Below are 14,052 nucleotides of genomic sequence, written 5' to 3'. Positions count from 1 at the left end.
TGCCCTGCACACCCGACAGCCTGGGCTGGCGGGCCCGGCTGGCGCTGGACTACCGGCTGGAGGGCGGCCGTTGCCTGCTGCGGCACCGCCACGAGGGGCCGCTGCGGGTGCTGAAAAGCCTCTACCCCGAGGGCGAGGCGATCTGTCACAACGTGCTGGTCCATCCGCCCAGCGGCCTGGTTGCGGGCGACCGCTTGGAGATCGAACTGAGCGTGGGCGAGGGCGCCCATGCCTTGCTGAGCACGCCGGGCGCCACCCGCTTCTACCGCAGCAGCACTGGCGCCCTGGCCACGCAGAGCCTGCAGGCCCGCCTGTCCCCCGGCGCGCGGCTGGAATGGCTGCCGCTGGAAGCCCTGGCCTACCCGGGCTGCCGGGCGCTCAACGAGGCCCGCTTCGAACTGGCGCCGGGCGCCGAGCTGATGGCCTGGGACCTCACGGCCCTGGGCCTGCAGCAGGCCGGCCAGGCTTTTGATGAGGGGCAGTTCCAGCAGCACCTCGAGATCCCAGGCATCTGGCTGGAGCGTGGCCTGATCGACGGCGGCGATGCCTTGCTGATGGATGGCTCCCTGGGCCTGGCCGGGCGGCGCTGCCTGGCCAGCCTGGTGTTTGCCGGGGGTGAGGTGCTGTCGCGTGAGCGGCGCGAGCGGGCGCTGGAGGCCGTGCGTGCCTGTATCGAGGCCCACCCGCTGCGCGATACCGCGGGTGTGACGGCGGCACAGGAGCGCCTGCTGGTGCTGCGCGTGCTGGCGCCCCTGGTCGAGCCGGCGTTCGAGCTGCTGCGGCAGTGCCGGGCCGCCTGGCGGCGCGAGCTCTGGGGTTTGGACGAGGCCTCGCCGCGGCTTTGGGCGATGTGAGAACCGCCCTGCTGGCCTCGGGTATGCTGGCTCCAGCAGATGGCGGGGGCGGGTACGGCACGTGGACCAGAGCAAGAAGACGTGGCAAGACAGCGACGGGCGGCAGCAGGTCGGGGCACGCGCCCGGGCCAGTGCCCGCGGGCTCGCGCTGGCTCTGTCGCTGGCGCTGTTCGGAGCGCCCGCCGCGCGGGCGCAGGCGGCGCAGGCCGCGGCCTCCTCCGGCCCGGTGATCGAGAAAGAGACCTTGCAATGGGTCATGGTGCATTCGCCGCCCACGGCCATTCTGCAAGGCCTGGGCCAGGGCCGGGGCTTTGTCGACAAGGCCTTGCTGCTGTTCCAGGCCGGCCTGCCCGAGCTGCAGCACCAGGTGCTGGACGCCAACTACGCCCGCGCCGCCGTGGAGCTGCGCAACAAGCCCAATGTCTGCGTGGCCGCCTTTTTGCGCCTGCCCGAGCGCGAGGCCTTTGTGCATTTCAGCGAGCCCTATCTGACCGCCTTGCCCTACCAGCTGGTCACCTTGCAGCGCGAGCGCCCCGGCCGCCTGCCCTTGCTGCCCGATGGCCAGGGCCGGGTCGATCTGGCCGAGCTGCTGCAAGCGGTGCCGCCGGGCCATCTGCCGCAAGAGGGCTGGCGGGTCGGTGTGGCCGGTGGGCGCTCGTTGGGGCAGCGCTATGACCAGATGATCAAGAACCTGCCGGTCGGCGCTCGGCTGAGCGTGCGCCACGGCAACCCGAGTGTGTCGGGCCTGCTGCGCATGCTGCTGGACGACAAGGTCGACGCCATCATCGCCTTCCCCACCGAGCTCAGCTTTGCCGCCCGCGAGCTGGGCCTGCCCACCCAGGAGCTGCGCCTGCTGCCGCTGCGCGGCGCGGACGCGGCCACCACCGTGCATGTCGGTTGCTCGCGCTCGGCCCTGGGGGCGCGGGCGGTCGAAGGTATCAATGCGGTGATCCGCAAGCAGGGGCCGCGCCTCGAGAGCTTTTACCGCGAGTGGTTGCCCTCGCCCTCGCGCGCCAATGCGCTCGGTCCGCGGCCCTGAGCCGCTTTGCGGGCTTCACTCAGATCGAGACCAGCTGGCGCACGCCACGGCTGACCATCTCTGAGCGGCTGCCGGCCGAGATGACGGCGCCGCGCTCCAGCACCAGGTAGTCGTCGGCCAATTCCTCGGCGAAGTCGTAGTACTGCTCGCACAGCAGCACGGCCATGGGCTGGCCGCCATTGGCCGCCAGGCCGCGCTCGGCCAGGCGGCGGATGACGCGACCGATGTCCTGGATGATGTTGGGCTGGATGCCTTCGGTCGGTTCGTCCAGGATCAGCAGGCGCGGCCCGGCCGCCAGCGCGCGGGCGATGGCCAGCTGTTGCTGCTGGCCACCCGAGAGATCGCCACCGCGCCGCTGCAGCATCTGCTGCAGCACCGGGAAGAGCTCGAACAGCTCGGGCGGGATGGGCGTGCCGGCCGGCCGCGTGGCCAGGCCCAGGGCCAGGTTCTCGGCCACGGTCAAGCGGCCGAAGATCTCGCGCCCTTGAGGCACATAGCCCATGCCGGCGCGGGCGCGTTCGAAGGGCTTGGCGCGCGTGATGTCCAGGCCGTGCAGCCGGACCTCGCCGCTTTTCACCGGCACCAGGCCCATCAGCGACTTGAGCAAGGTGGTCTTGCCGACGCCGTTGCGGCCCAGCAGCACAGTGATGCGGCCGGGCTGCACGCGCAGCGAGACATCGCGCAGGATGTGCGAGCCGCCGTAGTACTGCTGGAGGTTCTGGGCGATCAGCATGGCAGGCAGAGGGATGATGATGGGTTGAGGGAACTGATTCGCATGCCGCTCAACGTCCGAGGTAGACCTCGATCACGCGCTCGTCGGCCTGCACCTGGGACAGCGGGCCCTGGGCCAGCACGCGGCCTTCGCAGAGCACGGTGACGGTGCCGCCCAGGCGGGCGATGAAGCCCATGTCATGCTCGACCACGATCAGGCTGTGCCGACCCTTCAGCTGCAGAAAGAGCTCGGCCGTGCGCTCGGTTTCCTGGTCGGTCATGCCGGCCACAGGCTCGTCGAGCAGCAGCAGCTTGGGCTCCTGGATCAAGAGCATGCCGATCTCCAGCCACTGCTTCTGGCCGTGGCTGAGCAGGCCGGCCGGGCGTTGCGCCTCGGCCTGCAGTTGGATCAGCTCCAGCACCTCGGCCAGGCGGTCGCGCTGCGCGCCGCTGAGCCGGTGCCACAGCGCCGCCGCCACGCCGCGCGGGCCTTGCAGGGCCAGCTCCAGGTTCTCGAACACGCTCAGCGCCTCGAACACGGTGGGCTTCTGGAATTTGCGGCACAAGCCCATGGAGGCAATCTCGGCCTCGCTGTGGCGCAGCAGATCGATGGTGCCGCCGAAGAAGACCTCGCCGCGGTCGGGTCGGGTCTTGCCGGTGATGATGTCCATCATCGTGGTCTTGCCCGCGCCATTGGGGCCGATGATGCAGCGCAGCTCGCCCGGCGCGATGTCCAGGGACAGGCCGTTGATGGCTTTGAAGCCGTCGAAGGCGACGTGCACGTCTTCGAGGTAGAGGATGCGGCCGTGGGTCAGGTCCAGCTCGCCGGCGCGGTGCGGGCGGGCGTAGCCGGGGCTGCGGTCGCCGCCATGTTTGCCTTGCTGTTCGGCCAGACGTTCCTGGCCTTGTTCGAGCAGATCGGGGCTCATGCCTGGCCTGCCTTTCGCTGTGTGCTGAATCGGGAGACCAGTCCGGCCAGCCCCTGCGGCAGGAAGAGGGTGACGGCGATGAAGAGCGCGCCGAGGAAGTAGAGCCAGAACTCGGGCGCGCTGACCGTCAGCCAGCTCTTGGCCCCGTTGACGACGAAGGCGCCGGCGATCGGCCCCAGCAGGCTGCCACGCCCGCCGACCGCGGCCCAGACCGCGATCTCGATGGAGTTGGCCACGCTCATCTCGCTCGGGTTGATGATGCCGACTTGCGGCACATAAAGCGCGCCGGCCAGGCCGCACATCATGGCCGAGAGGGTCCAGATGCAGAGCTTGTAGGGCAGGGGCGAGTAGCCGCAGAACATCAGTCGAGATTCGGCGTCACGCACGGCCTGCAGCACGCGGCCGAATTTGGATCGCGTCAGCCAGCGCGCCAGCAGATAGCAGCCCACCAGGGCCAGGCCGCTGAGCGCGAACAGGACCATGCGGGTCTGCGCCGTGTGGATGGGCTGACCGAGTATGCGTTTGAAATCGGTGAAGCCGTTGTTGCCGCCGAGACCCGTCTCATTCCGGAAGAACAGCAGCATGGCCGCGTAGGTCAGGGCCTGGGTGATGATGGAGAAGTACACGCCCTTGATGCGCGAACGGAAGGCGAAGTAGCCGAACACAAAGGCCAGGCCGCCCGGCACCGCCAGCACCAGCACCAGGGTGGCGAGAAAGCTGTCGCTGAGCTGCCAATGCCAGGGCAGCGTCTTCCAGTCGAGGAAGACCATGAAGTCGGGCAGGGTGCTTTGGTACTGGCCTTCGCGACCGATCTGGCGCATCAGATGCATGCCCATCACATAGCCGCCGAGCGCGAAGAACAGGCCATGGCCCAGCGACAGGATGCCGGCAAAGCCCCAGATCAGATCCATGGCCAGGGCGCAGATGGCGTAGCACATGAACTTGCCCAGCAAGGCCACGCCGTAGTCGCTCAGATGCAAGACCTGACCCTCGGGCACCCACAGGTTCAGCACCGGCGCCAGCACGCAGATCAGCAGCAGGGCGCAGGCGACGAGCAGCCAGGCGCGGGGGCTGAGGAAGGAGGGGGAGTTCATGGTCTTTGCCGGCTCGCTTGAGTGGGGTCTTGTTCGGTTCGGGTGGTCAGGGTGGCTGGGCGCTCTGTTGCGCTCATGTCCTCCGGCCCGGGCTGCGCCCGTGCCTCCCCCTTGACTTCGCTCCACAGAGCACCCAGCCACCCTTCCTTTCGGGCAGACCCCCACCCATGCATCGCGAGCGCCCATCGTTGGCTGGAAGCGGGCTTCGGCCGAGTGTCGAAGCGAAGTCAAGGAGGAGGGCGGGGCGCCGCCCCGCCCGGGGGACATGAGCGGAGGCACTCGGCCGAAGTCCGCTTCCTTCACACAGGCTGGAAGACCTCAACATTCAGGCCTCCACCACCCGCCCCTTCATCGCGAAGATGCCCTGCGGCCGCTTCTGGATGAAGACGATGATGAACACCAGCACGGCGATCTTGGCCAGCACCGCGCCGACCATGCCTTCCAGCAGCTTGTTGCCCAGGCCCAGGCCGAGGGCGGCGTAGACCGTGCCGGCCAGTTGGCCGACGCCGCCCAGCACCACCACCATGAAGGCGTCGACGATATAGCTCTGGCCCAGGTCGGGGCCGACATTGCCGATCTGGCTCAGCGCGCAGCCGGCCAGGCCGGCGATGCCCGAACCCAGGGCGAAGGCGTAGGTGTCGGTGCGGGCGGTGTTGACGCCCATGCAGGAGGCCATGGCGCGGTTCTGCGTCACGCCGCGCACGAACAAGCCCAGGCGGGTGCGTCGCAGCAGCAGGCTCATGCCGGCCAGCACCGCCAGGGCGAAGCCCATGATCAGCAGCCGATTCCAGGGCAGGGACAGCGAGGGCAGCAGCTGCAGGCCGCCGCTCATCCAGGCCGGGTTTTCGACGCTGACGTTCTGCGCGCCGAAGAGGCTGCGCACCGCCTGCATCAGCACCAGGCTGATGCCCCAGGTGGCCAGCAAGGTTTCCAGTGGCCGGCCATAGAGCCAGCGCAGCACCAGGCGCTCCATCAGCGCGCCGACGGCCGCCGCGGCCAGAAAGGCGGCCGGCAGGGCGGCCAGCAAGTAATAGTCAAACGCAGCGGCAGGCAGCCAATGGCGGAAGGCCAGCTGCACCAGATAGGTGGCGTAAGCGCCCATCATCATCAGCTCGCCATGGGCCATATTGATCACGCCCATCAGCCCGTAGGTGATGGCCAGGCCCAGGGCCACCAGCAGCAGGATGCTGCCCAGGCTCAGGCCGGTGAACAGCTCGCCCAGGCGCTCGCCCCAGGCCAGGCTGGACTCCAGCTTGCGCAGCGAGGCGGCCAGCGCGCTTTTGACATTGGGGTCGGTCTCTTCGGCCAGGCGCTGGTTGATCAGCAGCTGGGTGGCGGGTCGGTTTGAGCGGCCCAGCTCGCGCGCAGCTTGCAGACGCAGGCTCGGGTCGCTGCTGCCGGCCAAGGCGGCGGCGCGCGCCAGGCTCAGCTCGGCCCGCACGTCTTCATGGCTCTCGCGGGCCAGCGCGCGGTCCAGCAAGGGCAGCTGCTGCTCGCTGGCATTCGGTTGCAGAGCCTGAGCGGCGGCCAGGCGTTCGGCAGGTTTGGCGCTGAACAGTTGCAGCGCGGCCAGGGCTTGGTCCAACTCGCCGCGCAGGCGGTTGTTGATCATCACCTCGGCCAGGTCTTGCGGCACCGGGTTGAGCGGGGCGCCGCTCAGGGCGTCCTCGGCGCTGCCATCAGCGTGCAGGATCAGCAGGCGCGTGCCGCTGGTCTTCAGTTGCTCGGCGGCCAGGGCCTGGATGAAGGCCTGCAGGCGTGGGTCGGGTGCTTGCGCGGCGGCGAGCAAGGCGGCATGCAGCGCGGCGATGCGGGCCTCGCTGTCTTCTTCGCAGGCCATGGCGCGCGCATGCGCCAGCGTCAGTGCTTGGGCTGGCGGTGTCGGTAGCAGCATCAGCAAGCTCAGCAGCAGCGCGCTCAGCAGGGAGGCCGCGCGGTGCACGAGTGTGGCCATGAGGGCTCCGCGTTTCAACAAGGGAAGGCAGCCAACCACGGGCCTCGCGGCCCGTTGAGTCAGCTCAATAAAAACGTTACTTCTTCATCGGTTCATCGGGCTTCTTGTCATTGCCTTCGATGTAGGGGCTCCAGGGCTTGGCCTTGACCGGGGCCGGGGTCTTCCAGACCACGCCGAACTGGCCATCGGCCTTGATCTCGCCGATGAACACCGACTTGTGCAGGTGGTGGTTCTTCTCGTCCATCTTGGAGGTGATGCCCGAGGGCGCGGTGAAGGTCTGGCCGGCCATGGCGGCGATGACCTTGTCCACGTCCGTGCTCTTGGCCTTCTCGACCGCCTGCTTCCACATATTGATGCCGATGTAGGTGGCCTCCATCGGGTCATTGGTCAGCGGCTTGTCCATATGGCCGGGCAGCTTCTTGGCCTTGGCGTAGGCGCTCCACTTCTGGATGAAAGCGGTGTTGGCCGGGTTCTTGATGGACATGAAGTAGTTCCAGGCGGCCAGGTGGCCGACCAGGGGCTTGGTGTCCACGCCGCGCAGCTCTTCCTCGCCCACCGAGAAGGCCACCACCGGCACATCCTTGGCCTTCAGGCCGGCATTGCCCAGCTCTTTGTAGAAGGGCACGTTGGAGTCGCCGTTGATGGTGGAGACCACGGCGGTCTTGCCGCCGGCCGAGAATTTCTTGATGTCGGCAACGATGGTCTGGTAGTCGCTGTGGCCAAAAGGCGTGTACTTCTCGTCGATGTCCGTGTCCTTCACGCCCTTGCTCTTGAGGTAGGCGCGCAGGATCTTGTTGGTGGTGCGCGGGTAGACGTAGTCGGTGCCCAAAAGCACCCAACGCTTGGCGCCGCCGCCGTCCTTGCTCATCAGATAGTCCACCGCGGGGATGGCCTGCTGGTTGGGCGCGGCGCCGGTGTAGAACACGTTTTTGCTCAGCTCTTCACCCTCGTACTGCACCGGGTAGAACAGCAGGCCGTTGAGCTCCTCGACCACCGGCAGCACCGATTTGCGCGAGACCGAGGTCCAGCAGCCGAAGATCACGGCGACCTTGTCCTGCGTGAGCAGCTGCTTGGTCTTCTCGGCGAACAGCGGCCAGTTGGAGGCCGGGTCCACGACCACGGGCTCCAGCTTCTTGCCGAGCACGCCGCCCTTGGCATTGATCTCGTCGATGGCCATCAGCACCGTGTCCTTGAGCACGGTTTCCGAGATGGCCATGGTGCCGGACAGGCTGTGCAGCACGCCGACCTTGATGGTGTCGGCCGCCTGGGCCGACAGGCTGGTGACGCTGAGGCCGGCCAGCGCGCTGACGGCGGCCAGGGCTTTCAGCGAGAAGACGCGGCGGCTGGGGGTCTGGGACGGGACGGGCATGGCGGGGCTCCTAAGGATTCCGGGTTGGTGGGAAGCTGCGGTCTGACGAAGCCAATGTAGGCAGCCGGCTCGCGCTGGCATATACGGCGGATGGCGTACAGGGCTGGCCATGCCGCAGGAAAGTCGCCGCCGGTTTGCCGCGGGCGGCCGGGGTGGTCACAATCGCCTGCAGCCTTCCCACCACACCCACACTTGGCCGATCGGAACCCCGCCATGAGCTCCATGCCCCATCTCGACCTGGTCCTGCAACGCGTCATTCCGACCCCGGTCGCCCAGGTCTGGCGCTGCTGGACCGAGCCGGCGCTGCTGATGCAGTGGTTCTGCCCCAAGCCCTGGCAGACGGTCGAATGCGAGATCGATCTGCGCCCGGGCGGCATCTTCCGCACCGTCATGCAGTCGCCCTCCGGTGATCAGCACCCCAATGAGGGCTGCTATCTGGAATTGATCCCGAACGAGCACCTGGTCTGGACCGGCGCGCTCAAGGCCGGTTTCCGCCCGGCCGACGCGGCCGCCCATCCCTTCGTTTTCACCGCCGTCATCAGCCTGGCGCCGCATGCCGATGGGGGCACGCTCTACACCGCCACGGTCATGCACAGCGATGAGTCCGGCCGCCAGACCCACGAGGCCATGGGCTTCCATCAGGGCTGGGGTGCGGCGCTGGATCAGCTGGTGGCCGTGGCCGCTGGCTTGTGAGGGGACTCACCCCATGGCCACCGATCCCAAACCCCGCCCGCCCGAACGCCTGAGCCTGACGGGCTCGCAGACCCTGAGCGTCGATCAGGACCTGACCGTCACCGTCGGGCGCAAGCTGCGCATCGAGGCGGCCGATTCTCTGGAGCTGGTGGTTGGCAAGACCCGCCTGCTGCTGAAGAAAGACGGCAGCATCCTGATCCAGGGCGGCCGTGTGCAGATTGAGGCCAGCGGCACGGTCGATGTCAAGGCGGGCACGGATGTGAAGCTGCGCGGCTCCAAGATCACGCAGAACTGAGGCCTGGCGCTGGGCTCCTGTCTGTCCCGCACCGGGGTCTCAGCAGCCGGGGCTGGCCTCGCTTAATATGGCGCCGACCCCCCGCCTGGAGCCTCTCATGTCTTACCCCGTGCCTGCTCAGGAAGCCGAACGCTTGAAGGCCTTGCAGGCATCGGAAATGATGGACAGCGGCCGTGATCCGGCCTTTGACGATCTGGTGCAGCTGGCGGCCGAATGGTGCGGCGTGCCGGTGGCCGCCATCAGCCTGATCGATGCCGACCGGCAGTGGTTCAAAGCCTGTTGCGGCCTCGATATCCGCGAGACGCCGCGCGAGGAATCCTTCTGCACCCATGCCATCGTGCATCCACATGAGTTGCTGCAGGTGCGTGATGCCCGGCTGGACCCGCGCTTTGCCGACAACCCGCTGGTGACGGGGGCACCCCATGTGCGGTTTTATGCCGGTGCGCCTCTGCTGACGACCGAGGGCCATGCCCTGGGCGCGCTCTGCGTCATCGACAGCCAGCCGCGGGAGCTGACGGCCTCGCAAGTCCATGCGCTGGAGGTGCTGGCGCGCCAGGTGGGCCTCTTGATCGAGCTGCGCAGCAAGCGCGCCCGGCTGGAGCAGCAGGAGCGCACCCTGCGCACCAGCGAGGCGCGGCTGCGCGGCGTCACCGACAACGTGCCGGCCGTGATTGCCTACGTCGACGCACAGCAGCGGGTGCAGTTCTGCAATCGCAAGCTGATCGATTGGTGCGGGCGCCCCGAATCCGAGGTTCTGGGCCAGACCCTGCAGGCGGTGCTGGGCGATGCGGAGTACGCCCGCCACCGCGAGCATGTGGAGGCGGCCTTGCAGGGCCAGCGCCGCGATTTCGGGCTCTGGGCACTGGACCCGGAGGACGGGCGTTTTTTCCAGTTCAGCCATGTGCCCGATTGCCTGGATGGCAGCGGCCCGGTGCAGGGTTTTTTCGTCCTGGCCAGTGATCTGACGGCGATGAAGCAGCTGCAGCTGCAGCTGGCCGAGGAGGCACGCTTCGACGCCCTGACCGGCCTGCCCAACCGCCGCCATTTTCACGAGCAGCTGGATCAGGGCCTGCTGCGCGCCCAGCGCCACGGCACCCAGCTGGCCCTGGGTTTCCTGGATCTCGATGGCTTCAAGCAGATCAACGACCGCCACGGCCACGCCATCGGCGACGAGGTGCTGCAGGAGTTCGGCCGGCGCCTGCGCCAGAGCCTGCGTCAGACCGATTTCGTCGCGCGCCTGGCCGGCGATGAGTTCACCGTGCTGCTCGAAGACGTGCAGCAGGCCCACGAGCTGGAGCCTCTGGCGAGCAAGATCCTCGCCCACATCCGCCAGCCCTTTGTGCTCAGCAACGGTCTGAGCCTGGCCGTGCGCACCAGCCTGGGCTTGGCTCTGGCCGGTTCAGGCGAGAGCGCGGCGGCGCTGATCGAGCGGGCCGATGCCGCCATGTACCGCGCCAAATCGCAGGGACGCGACAACTTCGTGCTGGAACTCTGAGCGTGCGTCGCCTTGGCGCCGCGACGCTCAGCGTTCAGCGCTCAATCGTTGCGGTGAGCCGCGGTGTCGCTGGCGATGTGGCTCAGAAAGTAGCGCACATAGAACGCGCCCATGCCCAGCGTGATGGCAATCACGGCGGCGCTCATCAGGCCGACATCGGAAGAGAACAGGTCTTTGAACAGGTTCAACATCGATCACTCCTTGCTGTTGCTGCTGCGGGCATGCTTGTTCGTGCCCATGCAAGCATTGGGCGCCTGCCGCCGCCGCGCCGCTTTGAGCTGACGCAAATTCTGCGCAGACAGCTGAAAGCGTCTGCGACCCGGCTGTGGCTCGGGAACAATGGGGCATGAGCGACGCATCTGCTTCTTCGTCTTCCGAGTCCCTGGAGTCGCCCCCGTTGCACGGCCTGTCGGCCGCCCAGATCGCCCATGCCCTGGAGCTGCTGGAGCAGGCCGATCTGCTGCTGGTGGCGGCCGGCGCGGGCATGGGCGTCGATTCGGGCCTGCCGGATTTCCGCGGCCGCGAGGGCTTCTGGCGTGCCTACCCGGCCCTGGCCCGGGCGAGCCTGAGCTTTCAGCACATCGCCAACCCCTTGGCTTTCGAGCGTCAGCCGCGCCTGGCCTGGGGCTTTTACGGCCACCGCCTGCAGCTCTACCGCCAGACCCAGCCCCATGCCGGCTTCGACATCCTGCGCCGCTGGGGCGAGCGTCTGCCGCTCGGCCTGGCGGTGTTCACCAGCAATGTCGACGGCCAGTTTCAGAAGGACGGCTACGCGCCGGAGCTGCTGCATGAATGCCACGGCTCCATCCACCACCTGCAATGCCTGGCCGGCTGTGGCCAGGCGATCTGGCCGGCCGATGATTTCGAGCCCGAGGTGGATGCCGAGGCCTGCCTGCTGCTCAATGCCGCACCGGTCTGCCCGCGCTGCGGCGGCCTGGCCCGGCCCAACATCCTGATGTTCGGCGATTGGAGCTGGCAGGACGAACGCAGTGCCGAGCAGGGCGAGCGCCTTCAGGCGCTGCTGGCCCGAGCCCGCCGGCCGCTGGTGATCGAGATCGGCGCGGGCAGCGACGTGCCCTCGGTGCGGCATTTCAGCCACCGAGTGATTCAACATCACCAGGGCCGCTTGCTGCGCATCAACCCGCGCGAGCCTCAGGTGCCCGGTGGCATGGATCTGGGCCTGGCCCATGCGGCATTGGCGGTGCTGCAAGCCCTGGATTCGGCCGGCACCGGAGCCGAGGCCTGAAGCACGTGCGTCGGGCCCAACCGGCGCTCATGCCCACAGAATCCCGCTTCGTCTGATGGGCTTGGCCGGCTTGGCGGCTTGCGGAAAGAATCAGGCCCTTGCTGGCGGGCTGCGGGGCAGACCTGGCCGCTACCTTTCCACCTCGCTCTTCCACTCGACACAGGGTTCACCATGCCATCTGCCTTGCTTCCAGAGTTCGCGCCCGTCTCGCGGTCTGCGCCTTCCATGATGATGAAGAACACCGGCCTCGGTCTGCGCCGCAGCGTGCAGCTGCTGGCACTGAGCCTGCCCTTGCTGGCCGCCGCACCGCGCTGGGTGGAGGCGGCCGAACCCGCCGCGGCCGTGGCCGCCCCGATCCTCAGTCCCAATGCCAATCTGCTCTTGCAAGGCGTGCCGCCGGTGCCCCAGGCCCTGGCCGATGCGGTGGGCCGCTACAACGATTTCCGTGGCCACAGCTTTGTCGACTGGCACCCCAAGAAGCGCGAGATGCTGGTGGCCCACCGCAAAGCCGGCGGCAACACCTCGCAGCTGTTCCGCCTCAGCCAACCGGGCGGCGCGCTGGAGCCGCTGACCGATGCCGCCGATCCGGTGCAGGACGCCAGCTACGAGCCGCGCCAGGGCCGCTACATCGTGTTCGCCCGCGCCAGCGGTGGCAATGAGGTGGCCCAGCTCTACCGTTTGGATGCCGCCAGCAAGGAGCCGGTGCTGCTGACCGACCCCGACCAGCGCCACGCCATGAATGGCTGGCTGCATCAGAGCAGCCAGATGCTGGTGACCTCGGTGCCGCTGGACCGCACGGCCCAGGGCGGCAGCCGCGCCCAGGTGATGACCGAGCTCTGGTTGATGGACCCCGAAAAGCCGTCGGCCAAGCGCAAGCTCGCCGAGCTGCCCGGCGGCGGCTGGGGCGTGGGCGCGGTCTCGCGCGACGACAAGCGGCTGGCGCTGAGCGAGTACATCTCGGCCAATGAATCGCGCATCTGGCTGATGGACCTGGCCACCGGTGAAAAGCGTCAGGTCTTGCCTGCGCCTGGCGAGCAGTTGCGCGCCACCCATGCGCCCGGCGCCTTCACGCCCGACGGCAAGGCCTTGCTTGTGGTCAGCAACCGTTTCGGCGAGTTCAATGAGCTGGCCCGCTACCAACTGGCCGATGGCCGGCTGGAGCGCATCGCCACCGGCGTGCCCTGGGACGTCACCGGCGCCAGCCTGACCGAAGACGGCAAGCGCCTGGCCCTGCAGTTCAATATCGACGGCCGCAGCGAGCTGCGCTTCTTCGATGGCCGCAGCTTCAAGCCGCAGCCCTCGCCCAGCCTGCCCAGCGGCAGCATCAGCGCCGCCAGCTTCGACCCCAAGCGCGGCGAGCTGATGTTCAGCCTCAACGGGGCGCAAGGCCCGAACCAGATCTACAGCCTTGATGCCAAGGGCAAGATCGTGCGCTGGACCGAGCCCTACGCGCCGCCCGGCATCGACACCCGCCGCTTCGGCGACCAGCAGGTGGTGCGCTGGAAGAGCTTTGATGGCCGCAGCATCTCGGGCCTGCTGAGCCTGCCGCCGGCCGACAAGTTCAGCGGCAAGCGCCCGGTGCTGATCAGCATCCACGGCGGCCCCGAGGGCCAGGCCACGGCCGGTTTCATGGGCCGCAGCAACTACTACCTGCAGGAGCTGGGCGTGGCCATCATCCAGCCCAATGTGCGCGGCTCCAGCGGCTTCGGCAAGACCTTCCTCGACCTGGACAACGGCTACCAGCGCGAAGACTCGGTCAAGGACATCGGCGCCTTGCTGGACTGGATCGCCACCCAGCCCGGGCTGGACGCCTCACGCGTGATGGTCACCGGCGGCAGCTACGGCGGCTATATGAGCCTGGCCGTGGCCAGCCACTATGCGGACCGCATCGTCGGCGCCATCGACATCGTCGGCATCTCGCACTTCGTCACCTTCCTCAACAACACCGAGAGCTACCGCCGCGATCTGCGCCGTGTCGAGTACGGTGACGAGCGCGATCCGGCGATGAAGGCCTTCCTGGACCAGATCTCGCCCCTGACCCATGCGGCCAAGATCAAGAAGCCGCTGTTCGTGGTGCAAGGCAAGAACGACCCGCGTGTGCCCTACACCGAGGCCGAGCAGATCGTCGCCAAGGTGCGCGAACAAGGCACGCCGGTCTGGTACCTGCGCGCCGAGAACGAAGGCCATGGTTTCGCCCGCAAGGAGAACCAGGACTACCTGCTCTACGCCACGATTCTGTTCATGCAACAGAACCTGCTGGCCAAACCCTGAGCCGCGGGCCTGCCGGAAGGAGCAACCGCCCCGAGGGGCGGTTTTTTCTTGCCTGAAACTGAATTGCGCACTTTTGCCGATTTGCCGATTTGAGTGTGGTGT

General features: G+C 67.9%; 13 protein-coding genes. 7 read left to right on the top strand and 6 right to left on the bottom strand.

Annotation, left to right across the window (positions count from 1 at the left end; all coding sequences use genetic code 11):
• The first annotated feature begins 20 nt into the window (after nt 1-20).
• Both OOB33_RS01590 and OOB33_RS01585 read left to right on the top strand, forming a co-directional pair.
• The gene (locus OOB33_RS01590) at nt 21-854 is read left to right on the top strand and encodes an urease accessory protein UreD (RefSeq protein ID WP_271010001.1); all 834 of its coding nucleotides are present in this window, start codon (nt 21-23) and stop codon (nt 852-854) included.
• Between the two features lie 61 nt (nt 855-915).
• Nucleotides 916-1,893 carry a TIGR02285 family protein gene (locus OOB33_RS01585; protein WP_271007385.1) on the top strand — a complete coding sequence of 326 codons (978 nt, stop codon included), beginning with the start codon at nt 916-918 and terminating at the stop codon, nt 1,891-1,893.
• A gap of 19 nt (nt 1,894-1,912) precedes the next feature.
• Here OOB33_RS01585 and urtE read toward each other — a convergent pair whose 3' ends face one another.
• From urtE to urtA, 5 genes are all read right to left on the bottom strand, one after another.
• The gene (gene urtE / locus OOB33_RS01580; protein WP_271007384.1) at nt 1,913-2,626 is read right to left on the bottom strand and encodes an urea ABC transporter ATP-binding subunit UrtE; all 714 of its coding nucleotides are present in this window, start codon (nt 2,624-2,626) and stop codon (nt 1,913-1,915) included.
• A gap of 49 nt (nt 2,627-2,675) precedes the next feature.
• Nucleotides 2,676-3,533, bottom strand: a complete 858-nt coding sequence (urtD, locus tag OOB33_RS01575; protein ID WP_102769179.1) for an urea ABC transporter ATP-binding protein UrtD — start codon at nt 3,531-3,533, stop codon at nt 2,676-2,678.
• Nucleotides 3,530-4,627, bottom strand: coding sequence for an urea ABC transporter permease subunit UrtC (gene urtC / locus OOB33_RS01570; RefSeq protein ID WP_271007383.1), 1,098 nt, complete (start codon nt 4,625-4,627; stop codon nt 3,530-3,532). Before urtC ends, urtD begins: the two co-directional genes overlap by 4 nt.
• A 325-nt stretch (nt 4,628-4,952) precedes the next feature.
• A complete protein-coding gene (gene urtB / locus OOB33_RS01565; RefSeq protein ID WP_442952980.1) occupies nt 4,953-6,581 on the bottom strand; it encodes an urea ABC transporter permease subunit UrtB in 1,629 nt (542 codons plus the stop codon).
• A gap of 76 nt (nt 6,582-6,657) precedes the next feature.
• Nucleotides 6,658-7,950 carry an urea ABC transporter substrate-binding protein gene (gene urtA, locus OOB33_RS01560; protein WP_271007382.1) on the bottom strand — a complete coding sequence of 431 codons (1,293 nt, stop codon included), beginning with the start codon at nt 7,948-7,950 and terminating at the stop codon, nt 6,658-6,660.
• Between the two features lie 213 nt (nt 7,951-8,163).
• On the opposite strand from urtA, the gene OOB33_RS01555 reads away from it, so the two are divergent.
• The 3 genes from OOB33_RS01555 to OOB33_RS01545 all read left to right on the top strand — a co-directional run bounded on the left by OOB33_RS01555 (nt 8,164) and on the right by OOB33_RS01545 (nt 10,433).
• Nucleotides 8,164-8,643 carry an SRPBCC family protein gene (locus OOB33_RS01555; RefSeq protein ID WP_271007381.1) on the top strand — a complete coding sequence of 160 codons (480 nt, stop codon included), beginning with the start codon at nt 8,164-8,166 and terminating at the stop codon, nt 8,641-8,643.
• 13 nt (nt 8,644-8,656) lie between these two features.
• Entirely contained in the window at nt 8,657-8,938 is a 282-nt protein-coding gene (locus tag OOB33_RS01550) for a hypothetical protein (protein WP_102769183.1), read from the top strand.
• 97 nt (nt 8,939-9,035) lie between these two features.
• Nucleotides 9,036-10,433: a diguanylate cyclase domain-containing protein gene (locus OOB33_RS01545; RefSeq protein ID WP_271007380.1), complete on the top strand. Its 1,398-nt coding sequence runs from the start codon at nt 9,036-9,038 to the stop codon at nt 10,431-10,433.
• Nucleotides 10,434-10,474: 41 nt separating this feature from the next.
• On the opposite strand, the gene OOB33_RS01540 is transcribed toward OOB33_RS01545, so the two are convergent.
• Entirely contained in the window at nt 10,475-10,624 is a 150-nt protein-coding gene (locus tag OOB33_RS01540) for a DUF3149 domain-containing protein (protein WP_102769185.1), read from the bottom strand.
• A 155-nt stretch (nt 10,625-10,779) separates the two neighbouring features.
• Here OOB33_RS01540 and OOB33_RS01535 point away from each other — a divergent pair, with 155 nt between their 5' ends.
• Together OOB33_RS01535 and OOB33_RS01530 are read left to right on the top strand one after the other, a co-directional pair.
• Nucleotides 10,780-11,679, top strand: a complete 900-nt coding sequence (locus OOB33_RS01535) for an SIR2 family NAD-dependent protein deacylase (RefSeq protein ID WP_271007379.1) — start codon at nt 10,780-10,782, stop codon at nt 11,677-11,679.
• Nucleotides 11,680-11,904: 225 nt separating this feature from the next.
• Nucleotides 11,905-13,950 (top strand): S9 family peptidase, encoded by a 2,046-nt coding sequence (locus OOB33_RS01530; protein ID WP_271007378.1) that lies wholly within the window; start codon nt 11,905-11,907, stop codon nt 13,948-13,950.
• Nucleotides 13,951-14,052 lie beyond the last annotated feature (102 nt).

This window comes from Paucibacter sp. B51, assembly GCF_027863535.1.
Taxonomy (GTDB): domain Bacteria; phylum Pseudomonadota; class Gammaproteobacteria; order Burkholderiales; family Burkholderiaceae_C; genus Paucibacter_A; species Paucibacter_A aquatilis.
This window is presented reverse-complemented; position numbering and strand designations above follow the sequence as displayed.